Below are 15,183 nucleotides of genomic sequence, written 5' to 3' on the forward strand. Positions count from 1 at the left end.
TTAGAAAACGCATTCACTTCCCCATATACCCTTCTAACAGTAAAAAAGACGAAACAGATATGTTATCCTGTCCCGCCCTATCATTCATACTTGTCACTACACTTCAAGCTTTAGGTTTCAACTCTTTCAAAACAACGCGACCTGTAGCCGCCACCTTCCATACCGGCTCATAAAGATTTCCCCACTGACGCAGTATTTCCTCATAAAAAGACTTCCTGAGAGGATTATAATATTGTATTTTATCGTATGATTTTTGACGATTCACTCTAACGTTGTGCAGCAGCTCGGGAATTTGTACCCATGAATAGAGTGCGGCTAATCGAATAATCATTCGGGCATCCTCGTAGTATCTTCCATCCCACGGATCACTAGTAATCCATCCATTTACCCCTCTCACACATTCTGTGCGATAGCATCGAGGATTCACCATATAACCGAGCTTCAACAGAAAATCGTACTTATGCTTAAAAGGAGGTTGATGCACCTCATCGACAAGAGATAATTCGCCTTGTGAATTCAATTCCCACAGACGATGATTACCAAAAGCAAAGGCTGCTGTTGGTTCTTTCTGCATAGCTTTGACCAGAGTCTCAGCCGTGTTCTCTTCCATCCAGTCATCCGCATCCAGTTGAATAAAATACGATGTTTTGATATGAGGTAGAGCAGCATTCAGGACATGAGATATACCAGAATTTTTCTCCATAGAAATGATTTGAACCTTAGGGTTATTATCGAAAAAGTGGAGCTTTTCTAACGAACGGTCGGTCGAGGCATCGTCTACAACTAGAATAACTTCAGGACTTAAGCTTTGCTTAATCGCGCTATTGATCGCTTCCACGATAGTTTGTTCATGGTTATAGTTGGGAATCACAATAGTATACGCAAGACTATCATCGTGATGAATATTGGTATGAGGAACTAGCTTCTCCAAGAAGTATCCTTTACTCAGTTTTTTCCATTGAACTCTGTATTCGTCGCCCCATTCTCTCAATATTTGATTATATAAATGATAACGATATTCCCTGCGAAGAGGTCTTGATATTTCGAAGCTTCTAATATTGTCAGGGTCTCTTCTTCGATGATATAAAATTTTGTCCACCCACACCCACCGATGCTTGCCCGCCAACCTTAATGTGATCTGAACATCCTCAGCCAGCATATCGCCCTTTTCCTGGGCCATCCAACCTCCAATCTCACGAATGACATCCGTCCGATAAAAGCGTGGAACAATCGCATTACTCATTTTAGTGATCAAGTCATACTTATCCAAATATTGTTCCAAAATAATTTTTTCTTTCTTTTCGACTTGCCCCTGATCATCCAAATAATAAGCAAAATGATTGCCATAGATCAAAGCGACATCAGGATATTGACTCGATGTTTCAATCATTGTACTGAGTGCGTCTTCATTCAACCAGTCATCTGCATCCAACTGAATAAAATACGGAGTCTTGATCAGCGTTAGAGCATAGTTTAAGACATGGGTTTGCCCGATGTTTTTATTCAGGGGGATCACGCGAATACGCGGGTCCTTGAAATTCTGCGCTCGCTTTAAAGAATCATCGCTTGAGAAGTCGTCAAGGATCAAAAGCTCCCAATCAGGATACGTTTGGTCCAGGACACTTTGGATGGCCTCTTCAATATAACGCTCTTTATTGTATAAGGTAATGACAACAGTAACGTCCGGCACTGGCTTTACTCCTTCCTCCGATCCACAGGCTCAAGCCGAAGCGATTGCCAACGATGTGGAGGGCCTGTCATGTGGGCAACATAATCCCCTCCCCATCTTTCAAGCGCAAGATCGGTATAATATTTTCTAAGCTTGTTATAGATGGAGGCATTTCGGTCGTGACTCAAATTGTTCGTATGATAACGGAAGTGATATAAATCCCGATCCACATAAGCAAATGAGTAATGATCCAAAAGACGAAGCAGAATGCGTCTATCCTCCATCAGTTTGCCTCCAGTTAAATCATCAATTTCCCAGCCTCCGACCGCTTTAACGCAGTTGGTTCTGTAAAAGCGTGGCTGCACCATTCGGTCATAAGCAGCAAAATCATAACGATTCAGGAAAAGCCGTTGCTTTGCTATTCTATTGAACTGCAGACTGCCATTTATAACATGCCAATGACAAGTATTTGCATAGACCAATGCCGTATCCCCGGATTCTGCACTCATTTGATCATAGAGGACTTGAAGGGTATCCGGCTCAATCCAATCATCGCCATCGACTTGAACAAAATACTCTGTATCGATATGTTCAAGCGCCAAATTTAAAACATGGCAAATCCCCTTGTTCATGGGTTGTGACAGGATTCGGGTTCGAAGCGGATCGATGACTTTGTGAACTACTGACAATGTATGATCGCTTGATGCGTCATCAATAACAAGTAAGCACCAATCGTCAAAAGTCTGCTTCTGGATCGATTGAATCGTTTCCTGAACAAAATCCGCTTTATTGTAGGTAGGCACAACTACCGTGATTTTCGGCATCCCTGTTATCCTCCCAGCGTACCTGGTCCTGTACCTGGTCCTGTACCTGGTCCTGTACCTGGTCCTGTACCTGGACCTGTACCTGGTCCCGTATTGGGTCCTGTTCCCGGACCTCTTCCCGGAGCTGTACCAAGACCGAACTGACCGAGTTGCTCATACGTGAGACCACTGTACATACTGGGATGATCAACTTCATCAAAAGAATCAAGATTTTTTGAGTTCGGAGGTGCCGCATTAAGTTGAGGTACCTCAACAGCTAACGAGGACTCGGCATCAGCGGTGCCTTCAATCTTTTCATGATAAAAACTATCTCGAGGGAGGAGTCCTGTAACCTTTTTCCATCCTACCCCATAAGCCATAAACTCGGGCTCGTATTTCCCACCCCAGCGTTCCAATGCATTACGAACCGTCCACTCCGTCATCTCTGCATAGATATCGATTTGATTCGTTTGATTGTTATTATGGCGCCGATGATTGTACAGCATATAGTCTACCCAGTGGAAATCATACTTTTCTATAAGTCTTAACAAGACCCGCTTATCTTCCAAGTAACGTCCTTCATAAGGGTCGTCTGTCGGCCATCCTCCTATAGATCTCAGAGCAGAGGTACGATAAAATCGAGGCCACACAGATGTATTAGACAACAGAAAGTCAAATTTATTACGAAAAAACCGTCCCTTATATACTTCCGTCATAAATCTTTGACCTTCAGAATCCTCATGAACGATATGGATATTACCTGAAATAATCCCCACATTCTCCGGCTGGAGGACAGCTTCACGGACTAAGATATCTAAGGTATGTGGATAAAACCAATCATCGCTATCCAATTGAACAACATAAGGAGTACTCACTCGCTCAAGCCCTTTGTTCAAAGCCTTCGATTGACCTTCATTATGTGGCAAACGTATACATTCAACCCTCTTATCATGTAAAATCGTACTGTTTGACGATAGAACCTCTTCATCAGAACCATCATCGATCAGAATCAGTCGCCAATCCTCGTACAATTGAATAAAGACGCTCTTTAAAGCCTCCTCCAGATATCTCCCCGGATTGTACACAGGCATGAGCACAGTGACTTGTTCCTTCATCTTCACCACCTCCTTCTAACTAAGCTGATAACAATCCCGGCATTTACGCATAAATCGGAACCACTGCTCCGCAATTTTTGGCGGAAAGGTTGCCTTGCTTTCCTCAATTGCTGCTAAAGACAACTTTTTTAGTTTATCAGAGTCAGAAATCAGTTCATCTAACGCTTGGGCATATCTTTCTAAAGAGGAGTCAGTCCATTGATAGGGATGTGTTGTATGCGGCGGATGCCCCCACATCATGTCTTTCAATAGCATTTGACTAGAAGCTATCTCTGGAATTACAGCAACGTCTGCAGCAATGACTGGAATTCCACAAGCCATCGCCTCCTTAATATGAGTTGCACCTGTCTCCCATTTGCTTCCACTTATAAGAACATGCCATCTGCGAATCAAGTCAGGCATGTCATAATGAGCAACTTTCTGATAAATCGTAACGTTTGGAAGGGGCTCCTTCATCCATTCATCTTGGAATCTGGGCTCTGAAGCATGTACCATCTCAAAATTCAAATGTGGAAATCGTTTTGCTAAATAAGGAATTACTTCAGGACCTTTAGTATATTTACTTGGATTATCATAGCCAATCCAGCCAATGATCCCCCTCTGACAGTCTGCCCCTGGATTAAATAACGTATCATCTACCATATTGGGAATGACCGTGATCAAATTCGGATCATAATGATTCCATTTTTTTAACACAATACTTTTGTGGTAGTTTGAATATACGATGAGTGGAACCATAGCTTTGAGCGGTTGGGATAAATCAATATTGGGACCGACACTCCATCCGGTTTTTCCCGTCTCCTGATTTAAATCCCATGAATTAAAGAAATAGTGATTCCACCACCCGGCTTCTCTCTTGTCTACCAGTTCAACGTACTCTGCACCATACATAGGAACCTGACCTTTATTCATAGCAAAAGCTATTCGTAAATCATCCGGGCATAGTAATGACAACCATTTAGCCCTCATATTGGCTTCCAGTATCGATCCCTTTGCACCTTCAATTTGAAAATAATGAGATACAAATTTAAACTGAAATACATCCTTACGATCAACGTTTGTGCTTTGCCCCATGTCCAGTCACCTCCATGATTTCAAAGGAGCCCTCATTGTCCAGCTTTCTCTGGATAGACCCGGATACTCTCGTAAAGAGAACTGAGCAATACCTGGTAATTTGTGATAGTTGGAAGAGGTATATACACCGTTTTGCCTAGCATGGCTCCAGCGACCATTATATGTGCCCGATCAGTCAGTCCGATACTCATGAAGCTCTCCTTCTCCTTTGCCTTGTATCCTATATGGTGAGAAGTCAATTTCCGAACTAGTGCAGCAAATGTCTCGTTCCAGCCCAAATGAGATATTCCCCGATGTTCCCCCCCACAGGTAAAGAAAGTAATGTCCTCCGCCTGTGTCAGTTCAGATAATATGCGACACCGACTAGTTTCAAGCCCTCTTCTAAAGTCAGAAAAGCCATTCGGTAATTTACCCATCTGTTTGTTCTCCTTTCTTCCTTGTACTTCCCCTGCCAGACATTTGGGTCTCATGAAGGCGGTAATAATAAAGAACTTCAGGAATATTATCAATTCGAAAGCCTTGCTTGACGCAACGTTTGATGAACAATTTATCATGTCCAACAATGGCTTTTTTCCATGGAAGATTCCGAATTAGACCACCCGTCTCATCAAAAACAATTCCGCGAAACAGAAGACTTCCGTAACAAGCACCACCGGAACCAATATCATACTTTCCTTTTATCTGTTCATGACCGTATTGAATCCACTTGGGTACATACTTTACCTTCGGATTGTTAGACCAAAACTCAGCAAAATTGGTACCTACCAGTCCAATATCCTCATGAGTACGCATAAAGTCGACTTGCTTTTGTATCCGTTCGGGATGTGATAAATCATCAGAATCGTGAATTGCAATAAATTCACCCTTTGCCAAAAATAAACCAATTGTATTGGCACCGGCGTAACCAACGTTATAAGGCAAAGAATGCAATTGAAATCTCTGAGTGGATACAAATCGCGTTTGAATTTCAGGACTTTGCAACCATAAATGTATTTTTTCTACAGTATTATCCGTAGATCCATCGTTTACGATAATGATCTCAAGATTAGGGTAAGTTTGAGCCGCTATATTGTTAAGTGTCTCTAAAATGTAAGAAGATGAGTTATAGCACGGAATCATAACACTTACTAAACCCAAAACTCTCTCAAAAGCCATCTGACCACTCCTTTCAGCAAAAAAATTACGAATCTAAGATAGTGTATTCTAGATTAAGAGATTGGTATGGTCAGAACTCCCTTGCCATTGACACATGATGACTTACGAGGAAAGCAGACACTAAATACCTGGTCTGCTTCCTCCCTTAGAGATGATCGAACACTAAAGATCACCCAAATATATGTTCGAACATTTGGTGGATTCGATTGCTGTACGTATGATCCCTGTAAGTTTTCTCCAAAGCCCGAAGTGCAATTTCCTGTCTTTCTTTCTCATGCGTCAAATAGAAGTTCACTTTCTCCATTAATTCATCTGAAGTAGAATATGTTTCAATTTCAACTCCTGGAGTATAGAAGGAGGCAAGGTCTTCGCGAACATCGACCAATTGAAGTGTACCGCATGCCGCTATTTCAAATGTGCGAGGATTCGGTGAAGAAGCCGTTATTCCAATCGTATTGTTGTTGACAGACTCATCGATAGGTGAACGATGCAAATTAATGACTATTTTTGAGCCACTATATGCTTCTGAAGTCTCGAGAGGCCCCATCCATTTGCCAAGCTCAATTTGATTAGTATAATTTACGTGCTCAGGCAGTCGATCCCACCAAATTCCGTTAATAACAAGACCATTCTCCATAAGTCCCCCAATAATCGGCTGGAAAAAGTTGACCCGATTCCAATAAGCTGACCCGATAAAGCTAATGTTTCGTCTTACAGGTGAAAGCGTCAAAGTAGGATGATAATGCTCGGTATATGCTGCAAACGGCAAATAGTAAACATTGCTGCATCCTAGCGAACGGTAATAATCAACGCAATTCCGTTCCATCGTAAATACATAATCATAGTGAGGTGCAATGTTCGATGTAAAATCAGTGTAATAAGGATCATCTGTAAACCAGATTGCTGTTCTGATCCCTATTCCGCGAATCGTATCGATCTGATCAGTAGGCAGCTCTACACCGTCGAGCACAAGGACCAAATCGGGCCTATGTGTTGCTGCTAATTCTCCAATAGGCTGCCCGATAACGGATACAATGACTTCCGCTGCCAAGGTTTGCAGTGTCGCGATGATGGCTTCATCAATAGGAGAATACGGAAAGCTTTTACCAGTTCCTACATAAAGAATTTTAACTTGTCGAAAAGCAAAGCCTTGCTTCGGTGCTCCTACAATGACTTTGGCGCGCCCGCGCAGATATCCCTCGGCATAGCCGTCTTTGATTCCTTCTTCCCATCCTCTTCGGCCGGAAAAGTCCGCCAAATTACCCCGAAACGGCGGTGTGTGTGGTGGTGTATGTTGAACGAACATACGGTCACTCCTTCTTCTCATTGTTGTTGCCGTGCCTTATGGATCATTAAATAGCGCTAAAAGGCAGCGGCCAGTAATCGTTCAATCCGATTGGTGAACGTGTGATATTGTCTTGTTGTTCTAAGGCAACGCCATGCGATCGCTTGACGCTCCTTTTCATGCTTCAGATAGTAATCAATTTTATCCTGCAACTCTTGGACATTCTGGAAAGTCTCAATGTCATATCCTGGGCGATAGTATTGCAGTAGATCCCCTCGTACATCGGTAATTTGCAGCGTACCGCAGCCCCCAATCTCATATGTCCTAGGATTAATGGAGCCTCCAGTAATATCTCTCATATTCCGATTATCCTGACCTGCAGTCGTGGGCCGATGAAGATTAACTACGATTTTTGAGCCATTATAATAAGATACCGTCTCTTCGACAGCGACCCATCCGTTACGAATAAACCTCGACAATTGATCATACTGCGACAGTCGATCCCAATGTCCTCCTGCAATCAGAACCTTCTTATCCTGCAGAAAACCAGCCATCTGATCGAACATCTCCACACGATTCCAGAACGCGTTGCCTATAAAACATACATCAAACTGATAATCCTTAGACGTTTGTAATGGACGAAAAACGCTCGGTTCCGCCGCTAGCGGCAAGTAATGAACGACAGGGCATCCTACTTCCCGATAGAACTCAACACACGACTGCTCATGGGTAAAAACCACATCAAATGCTCTGGACAAATTTGCAGTATCATCGGTAAAATAGGGGTCATCTACAAACCATATTGCCGTTCTTATTCCCATCTCCCGAATACTCTGAATATGCTCTGCATGATTGTCTGGAAACACATGAAGTCCGTTCATGACCAGCACCAAATCCGGTCGATTCGCTATCGTTGCTTCCAGCATCGTCTCGGGCGAAGCAACGATGCATTCCGCAGTCATTTCCGACAATGCTGCGGTAACTCCGCGGTCAATTGCCTCAAAATTTTGTGGAACATAAAGAACACGAATATTTCGTTTGGAGGGAGATTGAGGCGGTATGCGTGCAAGAACGGCCTGACATCCGCCAAAACGGTATCCCTCGAAATATCCGGCTTGATAACCATCGCGAGAACTGCTTGACATTGGCATTCATCCTATCTCTGAATGTATTTCCTAGGTCTATATAAATATATGCTGGGGGTACACTTGCATCATGGACGGCTACCCTATATATCATTAAATTGGCTAATGCCTGTATGGACGATGCCACAGCAGAAAAACAGTAAACAAGCAACACCAATAACCTTCCGAAATGGAAGGTTATTTGGGTGTATTAGTATAAGTTATAAAGTGTAGGTTGCCTTTCTTGAGAGCATAGCATAGATGTCGCAACTGTTATCACAAAAAATAGCGTAATTAACTTCCTCTATTTTTTGAGAACGGAGTGATCATGGGGAAATAAGAGGCTGTCCCAAAAGTTATCTAAGATAACTTTGAGGGACTTCTTGTTTAGCAGTGGAAAGGCAAGATATCAGGAAAAGCAAAAATGCAGTTTTTTTAAAAGTAGCCTTGAAAGGATGAACAAAAGCTTGCAAAAATGCAGGAATATGGTTCAGAATAGACTAGTTTGAAGAGAATCCTTAGAGAAAGCCTGTACATTTGCAGCAATTTAGGTCATTTAGAGGTTTTACATAAACAAAACCTGCACATTTGCAGGAATTTCGCATCATGACACTATTACACTTGAGATACGGTCATAGAATGTGTGGCAGGATCAAGCGGTGCAGGGATCATCTTCCTTGCACCGCTATTTCTAGTTTTAACAATAATCCTACTTTTGGGACAGCCCATGCAAGAACAAAACTTATGATGTTCTCTCTTTGTATCCTAACTTATGCCCATCCTCAAACCCTTGAGCAAAGCCGGAATTGAATCCTTCCTGATATGCCTGATTATAAGCTTGATCATAAGCTGCCGCATCATCAGGGAGTGGCGGAGGCTCAGGTATAGGAACAGGTAAATTAGGCGCCACTGGTATTCTCCGCCGCGACTTTATTCTGCGGCGAAGACGACGTCTTCGTAATCCCGTTTTTCGACGGGCACGTTTGCCCGTAAACTTGCGTCCACGCTTCAAACGTCCGCGTTTTAGTGAAAATCTGCGTCTACCCAGGCGAGACTTACGTGCCTTAGTAGCTCCTTTGGATTTAAGCCGGCGACTGCGCCGCACCTTTGTTTTTGCCATGTTTATAATCCTCCTGTTCTCCTCGGGTAGCGATGTTTGCTGGATAGCAAGGCTGCATAATCCACGGTGATGTAGGAGTTCCGTTATTAACGCGATGAAATGTTATCCCGCATACGGTTCGGGCCATCGCGTCCTGATATTTAACTAAAATTTTAACATTCTCTGCCAAATGACGGGCCGTAGTTTCTGAATGCTCCGTAATATCAGCTAAACTGCTCATGATTCGCGCCATAGCTACCTGACTTTGAGCTATTGAATCGATCAACCTCAGTTTAGCTGCCTCCGCCGCCCCAAGATCGTGAATCATGAATCATTGTCCTCCATATCAAAGCTGCCGCTGAACATGCCGCCGAAGTCGCCATCACCACCAGAAGAATCATCATCAGAGACAATAAGTGATTTTAGATTGCTGCATAACCCGTTCTGCAGCTTAGTTAATCCTTCAACAACTTCCACCAACTGCTCATGAACACTTAGTGGCTCAGATAACTGTTTTTCGTGAGTTTCAAAACTACCCTGATGCACATGATTTAAAATCCAGTTTCTAACTTTCTCTGCTTCCACCGCTTTGGCTTCCAAAATCATTGCCACGTTCCACTGGATTTTGGAGTTTGCATCTAGGATGTGTAAGTAGGCCTGTTCTCTGCTCATACGATCATCCCCACTATCGCGCTCTTATTCTTCACTTTGGTCTCTCATCTCTTTAATAACAAGACCCAAGTTTTCAGCCATCGCTTCCTCGAGATCAGCAATAGCATTGAGATAGGATACTACGCTCTTGTTTACTAGCCCTGTGTTTTCCAGCATTCCCGGTATTCCATCAAAAGCCGGATCATTATCAGGGATTGCATGCACGATTTGTGCCATTCGGACGGAAACATGTCGCTCAGCATCGATGACTCTCGCCATTTGCTGATGAGAGTGGGACAAGTGAACAATAATCTCCGTAATTTTGTCCTCCATCCTGACTCCTCCACATCATTTCAGATTACAGTACTAAACCGGCGACGATCCTGCCCGGTGTTCATCCATTTTCAGCATATGCCAGAACAAAGCATGCCGTTCCTCAAGATAACACGATTTACAAATCATCAGAGAGCAGGCGAGGAGGGGGCAATATTGGAAAGCCCGTCGGCAATTGCATAATCTCTGAACGTTCACTTTCCAACACTTCTGTAATGTGTAATCCCCATGCTTCACAAGTATAGTGCGAGAGCATTTCACGACGTTGTCCCCGATCAATTTGAAACAAAATACCGCAGGAATTGCGAATCACCGCACCTTCACTTAGCCCCTTAGGAGATCTTTTCACTTCAGAAGCAAGTAACTGGGGTCCCGAAGGAATCTGAAGCATATCCATAACAGACAGGCGAGTTGTACGATGAATGGACTGGTTTATAGCCATACCATTAACAGGAGCATGTTTCACACCGTGCTCAAGCCAAAATAATCTTCCTGCACTGTCGTTAATCCATGTGTAAGAAGGGTAAAAATCTATATTACGCAATGAGCCTGCATTAAGTAATGGCTGCATCCGATTAAGCATTTCATGAGGTGATCCCCACTTTTCTTCAAAAAACTGCTGGTTTCGAGTATTCACTTCTATATAGCCATTAGAGCCTAGTTCTCTCATCGTCATGCTTCCATAATGATGTACAAAAGTATCACCGGCGATTGTCATCCCTTTTCCTTGAAAACGAAGACGTACCATCCAGTCATCATCTTCAAAATTGCCAACTTTGTATCCCTCATCAAAATAACCAACCTGTTCAAAAGTGCTGCGAGAAAATAAAATACAATACCCAACAAGTCGTTCTGACTTTCTCCATAGACCAGGATTATAGCGATTATATCTGGCGGCAAATTCGCGCATACCAGGAATATCGGTATAAGGAACATCCATCTGCTGCTCCCCGCCAATGTAATTAGTAACAGGACCAACAGCAGCAGCTCCCGAACTCTCATTTAAACATCGCAGCAGTTGGCTGAGCCATCGTTCTGTAACAAGCACGTCATTATTCAGGAGTACAATCGTACTTCCCTTAGCCATCATTAAGCCTGTATTCACCGCTCTTGCAAATCCCAGATTTTGCGAATGCACCCCAATCCGAAGCGCTCCGCCTCGCCGACGAAGCATTTCCACTGTTCCATCATTCGAACCGTTGTCGACCACAATTATCTCATACGGCTGTTCTGTATAAGCTTCTATGCTGTCAAGGCACTCTACCAACAAGTCCTTACGATTATAAGTAGGGATAATAATGCTAGTACCTTCAAACGGTGAGCCAAAAGACTGCCTGCCTATCTCAGCACCACGAGCGTATCCCGCTTCATATCCCCTTTGAAAATCTCTCTGACTATTCTTCAACTTAACACCCCCTTGAAGGTTAAGATTGGATGAAGCCGAGGCTGAGGAGCGGAGCGTAAGTTGAGTACGTGAGCACCTGAAATGTTTCCGAAGGAAACATGCTTCGGAAGCATAGGCTTAGTCCCTGCTGAATTCAAGATTCGACGCCGAATATTTATCCTCGAGCTACTTCGTGATCAAAAGCCGACTTTTTGAACTTCCACATTTCAATCAGGTTCAAAAAGTTGGCTTTTCAGCACCGAGAAGATTGGATGAAGCCGGGACTGAGGAGCGGAGCGTACGTTGAGTACGTGAGCACCGGAAGGCCCGGCTGAGTTCAAGATTCGATGCCGAATATACTTCTACGAACTACTTCGTGATCAAAAGCCTACTTTTTGAACTTCATCTCATAGAAGGGGGGCTTCTCCTTTTACGAACATATCAGCTAAATGCCCCATATCAAGCGCCACCTTACCCTTTTCCCTAGCAATTCTAGTACAAATGACTACGGCTGCTATACCAGCTGCTACTAGAGCTATATCAAAATCCAGCTGAGCAACCTGCTCCATGATACGTTCAACATCACCTGCACCTTGAACCGGAGCGATAACATCAACAATCTCATATCCTTGAATTTGAAACCATCTTGCTAATTCCGGAGCCTGATTTCCAATAAGTATAATCCTGCGCTGTGTCAACAGCTTGCTAAGCCATGCTTCTTCATTAAGTGCATAATTCACTGTTGAAGTGGTCAGCTTCATATTTCGATAGTCCATGCCATAGTAGTTAAACACTGGAAATAACAGGCCTTGATAGGATGGGTGTCTTGATTCCGGAATCCCTATAATGTCAGCATATCGAATGGATTCTGCCAAACTTTCGCGAGCGGAGTGGTCAGGTAGATGAACTCCGGCATAAGGAAGGAATTTCCCCCAGTTTTTAGCCTGTTCCAACGATATAATAGTCTCATGGGCCAGTGTCAGTACTTCTCCATCCCCCAATCGGATGACTGATAATGGAGTTCTATTATTTAATGCATCATTAATTTCTTCAAATACATAAGCTGGGCTCATCAAAGGATAAAAATATGAGGAAAGCGCCCTCACTCCTGTTGAAATAACGTCATCCACACTCATCTCCGGCAACATGACGTACCTAGGAATGTATCGACTAACCTTTCCTTCTCCGCCTTCAAAATATCCTTGACGAAATCCTTCCTCAAATATGGCTGAAATTTCCGATTCCTCGAAATGCATTACTGGAGCCATTTCATTATCATTCCTAGTTTCTTGCTCGTCCGTCTCATTGTTTCTTCCTTCGGATACCATGTTTTCAGCTGCAATCTGTTCAGTTCCGAATCCGCCCTCATTTTGAGACAACATCCTTCTCTGCAATGTCTCTGTGCCGGTTGATTTATCTAATCGGGCTGATTTTTGCTCTTCCGCAATCACATGTCTTCCTAATTTCCCCTTACTGCGAGATAAACGATTTTTCCGATGTCCTGATCGTTGTGTAATCCGCTTACGCTTTGTGCCGGCCAGGTGTATTTTTTTGACTGCTTTACGGGATTTCCTCAACTTTCGAACTTTATATCTGCTGACCGGCATCACGCGTCTCCCCTCTCAATAACACGAAATATCCGAACTTATTATGCGGGGCTTAAGGCAGAACCCCCCTCATTTGAGTCTCCGCTTCTTTTAGAGATTCAAACGTACCAGCATCTCCCCACCACAATTGCAGAACGTCATATTCCAACTTGCCATCCTGGGCATAACGATTATTAACATCAGTAATCTCTAATTCGCCCCGTTTGGATGGATGGATTCCCTGAATAATTTCAAAAACGGCATCGTCATACATGTAGATTCCAGTGACCGAATACTTGGACTTTGGATCTTTAGGTTTTTCCTCAATATAAGCAATTTTCTCCTCATCATCGGGATCAAAAACTGCCACTCCATATCTTCTCGGATCAGCCACCCACTTCAATAGCACTCTTGCGCTGGAATCTGCCTGACTATTGAATTTATTTACAAAAGGTGTGAGATCATCCAAAAATAAATTATCACCTAGCAGCACTACAAATTTTTCACCTGGAGTTATGAACCCTTCTGCTAGCTGCAATGCCTCTGCAATACCACCTGCTGACTCTTGAACGCGAAAGTTAAGATTAACACCAAAGTTCTCACCGCTTCCAAAAAAATCTGCATATAATCCAGCGGATTGTTTGCTAATAACCATAAGAATGTCAGTGATTCCGGCTTGACGTAGCCGTTCTATGCCGTAACAGACCATCGGGTAATTTCCGACCGGGAGAAGATGCTTGTTGATCAATCGGGTCAGCGGGTATAGACGCGTTCCTGTACCTCCCGCCAAAATCACACCTTTCATGTACTACCCTCCTAAGAAGTGATTACTTTTAATTGCACGAAAAGGTATAGCCATATTATTCAAATGCCGTTCCTCACCTTTGCCAATTCACTGCGGGATAAAGTCTTAAAACCGAGTCTAATCCCTTTTATTCTCATTGCCTCTCCAATCGCCTCAATATGGTCGCCAGTAATGAGTCTAGCAACTGTATTTCCTGCACCGGTGTTACCGCTACGCACACGATTATTTCGAATCACATCAACCGTGTACGGGGCAGTTACTTTCAGTCCATGAACGAGTGCTAATGCCTGAGCCTTGGGTGGAACAATCAAAGAGGCCGTCCCAATAGTGTTGATCGCTCTTCTGGACAAAGCATGAGGTACAGCTGTCATGGAGTTTGCCTTTAAATCGCTTCGTCCAAGACACTGGTTCAGAAACGTCTTACTGCGGCTTACCTCATCCTGTTCTGAAAACGGAGGCAGATACGGGGACAAGTTATTCAGTGCTACATCATCACCACGATCTACCGAAATTATATAAGGCGCAAGCTCCTCAGCACGCAGTGGCAAGTCTCCATCCGTAAACAGTAAAATATCTCCCGTAGCCGCTGAAGCTCCAATCGCTCGGCCAACATCATGACCCAGTCGGTCGGGATAATTCAGCTTGATTACTGAAGGATGGTCCTCAACCGCCTCATAGCTGCCATCCGTACAACCATTAAGTACGACAATAATCTCGTGAAAAGGCAATCTTCGCAGCTGAGCAATGACACTGGGCAGCGTCTTTTCTTCATTGCTGGCAGTGATAATGACAGATGCAGTTCCATGAAGTGGCAACGGAAGAAAGTCACCAAGCTGTCTTGCCGTGACTGTATATCCTCTGCTAAAGGCCAGTGACAATTGAACAACTTCAGAAAAAGACATTTCGCCAGTCATCTTATGGCGGTACCATGATTTAAGGGACTGCTGCATATGTTCACAGGATCGTTCTCCCTCATGAATGCCTGAGGAGGCTAAAAATCCGGCCTCTATCGCCATTTTCTCTATAACCGCTTGATCAGATCGGGTCTCAGTCAACTTTTGTCCCTCTGAATGCTCAGAGTGGGGCACTTTCCTTATTTG

At 43.6% G+C, this 15,183-nt stretch carries 16 protein-coding genes; all 16 read right to left on the minus strand.

The genetic code is table 11. From position 1 onward, the window contains the following. Positions 1-103 precede the first annotated feature (103 nt). Positions 104-1,690 carry a glycosyltransferase family 2 protein gene (locus BLS49_RS09285; protein ID WP_091228792.1) on the minus strand — a complete coding sequence of 529 codons (1,587 nt, stop codon included), beginning with the start codon at positions 1,688-1,690 and terminating at the stop codon, positions 104-106. A gap of 5 nt (positions 1,691-1,695) precedes the next feature. Further along, positions 1,696-2,493 (minus strand): glycosyltransferase family 2 protein, encoded by a 798-nt coding sequence (locus tag BLS49_RS09290; protein WP_091228795.1) that lies wholly within the window; start codon positions 2,491-2,493, stop codon positions 1,696-1,698. Between the two features lie 5 nt (positions 2,494-2,498). Further along, the gene (locus BLS49_RS09295; RefSeq protein ID WP_091228797.1) at positions 2,499-3,587 is read right to left on the minus strand and encodes a glycosyltransferase family 2 protein; all 1,089 of its coding nucleotides are present in this window, start codon (positions 3,585-3,587) and stop codon (positions 2,499-2,501) included. Between the two features lie 15 nt (positions 3,588-3,602). After that, positions 3,603-4,661, minus strand: a complete 1,059-nt coding sequence (locus BLS49_RS09300; protein WP_091228800.1) for a glycosyltransferase family 4 protein — start codon at positions 4,659-4,661, stop codon at positions 3,603-3,605. Positions 4,662-4,693: 32 nt separating this feature from the next. After that, positions 4,694-5,077 (minus strand): hypothetical protein, encoded by a 384-nt coding sequence (locus tag BLS49_RS09305; RefSeq protein WP_091228802.1) that lies wholly within the window; start codon positions 5,075-5,077, stop codon positions 4,694-4,696. Next, on the minus strand, positions 5,070-5,816 hold the full coding sequence (locus BLS49_RS09310; protein WP_091228805.1) for a glycosyltransferase family 2 protein: 747 nt from the start codon (positions 5,814-5,816) through the stop codon (positions 5,070-5,072). Before BLS49_RS09310 ends, BLS49_RS09305 begins: the two co-directional genes overlap by 8 nt. A 169-nt stretch (positions 5,817-5,985) precedes the next feature. After that, the gene (locus BLS49_RS09315) at positions 5,986-7,122 is read right to left on the minus strand and encodes a CgeB family protein (protein WP_091228807.1); all 1,137 of its coding nucleotides are present in this window, start codon (positions 7,120-7,122) and stop codon (positions 5,986-5,988) included. Between the two features lie 56 nt (positions 7,123-7,178). After that, positions 7,179-8,246 carry a CgeB family protein gene (locus BLS49_RS09320; RefSeq protein ID WP_091228810.1) on the minus strand — a complete coding sequence of 356 codons (1,068 nt, stop codon included), beginning with the start codon at positions 8,244-8,246 and terminating at the stop codon, positions 7,179-7,181. 721 nt (positions 8,247-8,967) lie between these two features. Beyond that, on the minus strand, positions 8,968-9,345 hold the full coding sequence (locus BLS49_RS09325) for a hypothetical protein (protein ID WP_091228813.1): 378 nt from the start codon (positions 9,343-9,345) through the stop codon (positions 8,968-8,970). Continuing rightward, complete coding sequence (locus BLS49_RS09330; RefSeq protein WP_091228815.1) at positions 9,308-9,652, minus strand: hypothetical protein; 345 nt, start codon at positions 9,650-9,652, stop codon at positions 9,308-9,310. The genes BLS49_RS09325 and BLS49_RS09330 overlap by 38 nt, the downstream gene beginning before the upstream one ends. Beyond that, the gene (locus BLS49_RS09335) at positions 9,649-9,996 is read right to left on the minus strand and encodes an alpha-helical endospore appendage domain-containing protein (RefSeq protein WP_091228818.1); all 348 of its coding nucleotides are present in this window, start codon (positions 9,994-9,996) and stop codon (positions 9,649-9,651) included. The genes BLS49_RS09330 and BLS49_RS09335 overlap by 4 nt, the downstream gene beginning before the upstream one ends. 24 nt (positions 9,997-10,020) lie before the next feature. Next, positions 10,021-10,308: a nucleoside-diphosphate sugar epimerase gene (locus BLS49_RS09340; protein ID WP_091228821.1), complete on the minus strand. Its 288-nt coding sequence runs from the start codon at positions 10,306-10,308 to the stop codon at positions 10,021-10,023. 118 nt (positions 10,309-10,426) lie between these two features. Next, positions 10,427-11,713 (minus strand): glycosyltransferase family 2 protein, encoded by a 1,287-nt coding sequence (locus BLS49_RS09345; RefSeq protein ID WP_091228823.1) that lies wholly within the window; start codon positions 11,711-11,713, stop codon positions 10,427-10,429. Positions 11,714-12,099: 386 nt separating this feature from the next. Next, positions 12,100-13,299, minus strand: coding sequence for a GT-D fold domain-containing protein (locus BLS49_RS09350; RefSeq protein ID WP_245742316.1), 1,200 nt, complete (start codon positions 13,297-13,299; stop codon positions 12,100-12,102). Between the two features lie 52 nt (positions 13,300-13,351). Then, on the minus strand, positions 13,352-14,083 hold the full coding sequence (locus BLS49_RS09355; protein WP_091228827.1) for a sugar phosphate nucleotidyltransferase: 732 nt from the start codon (positions 14,081-14,083) through the stop codon (positions 13,352-13,354). 59 nt (positions 14,084-14,142) lie between these two features. Further along, positions 14,143-15,138, minus strand: coding sequence for a glycosyltransferase family A protein (locus tag BLS49_RS09360; protein WP_245742317.1), 996 nt, complete (start codon positions 15,136-15,138; stop codon positions 14,143-14,145). Between the last annotated feature and the right edge of the window lie 45 nt (positions 15,139-15,183).

Origin of the sequence: Fontibacillus panacisegetis (assembly GCF_900102215.1) — a bacterium.
Classification (GTDB): domain Bacteria; phylum Bacillota; class Bacilli; order Paenibacillales; family Paenibacillaceae; genus Fontibacillus; species Fontibacillus panacisegetis.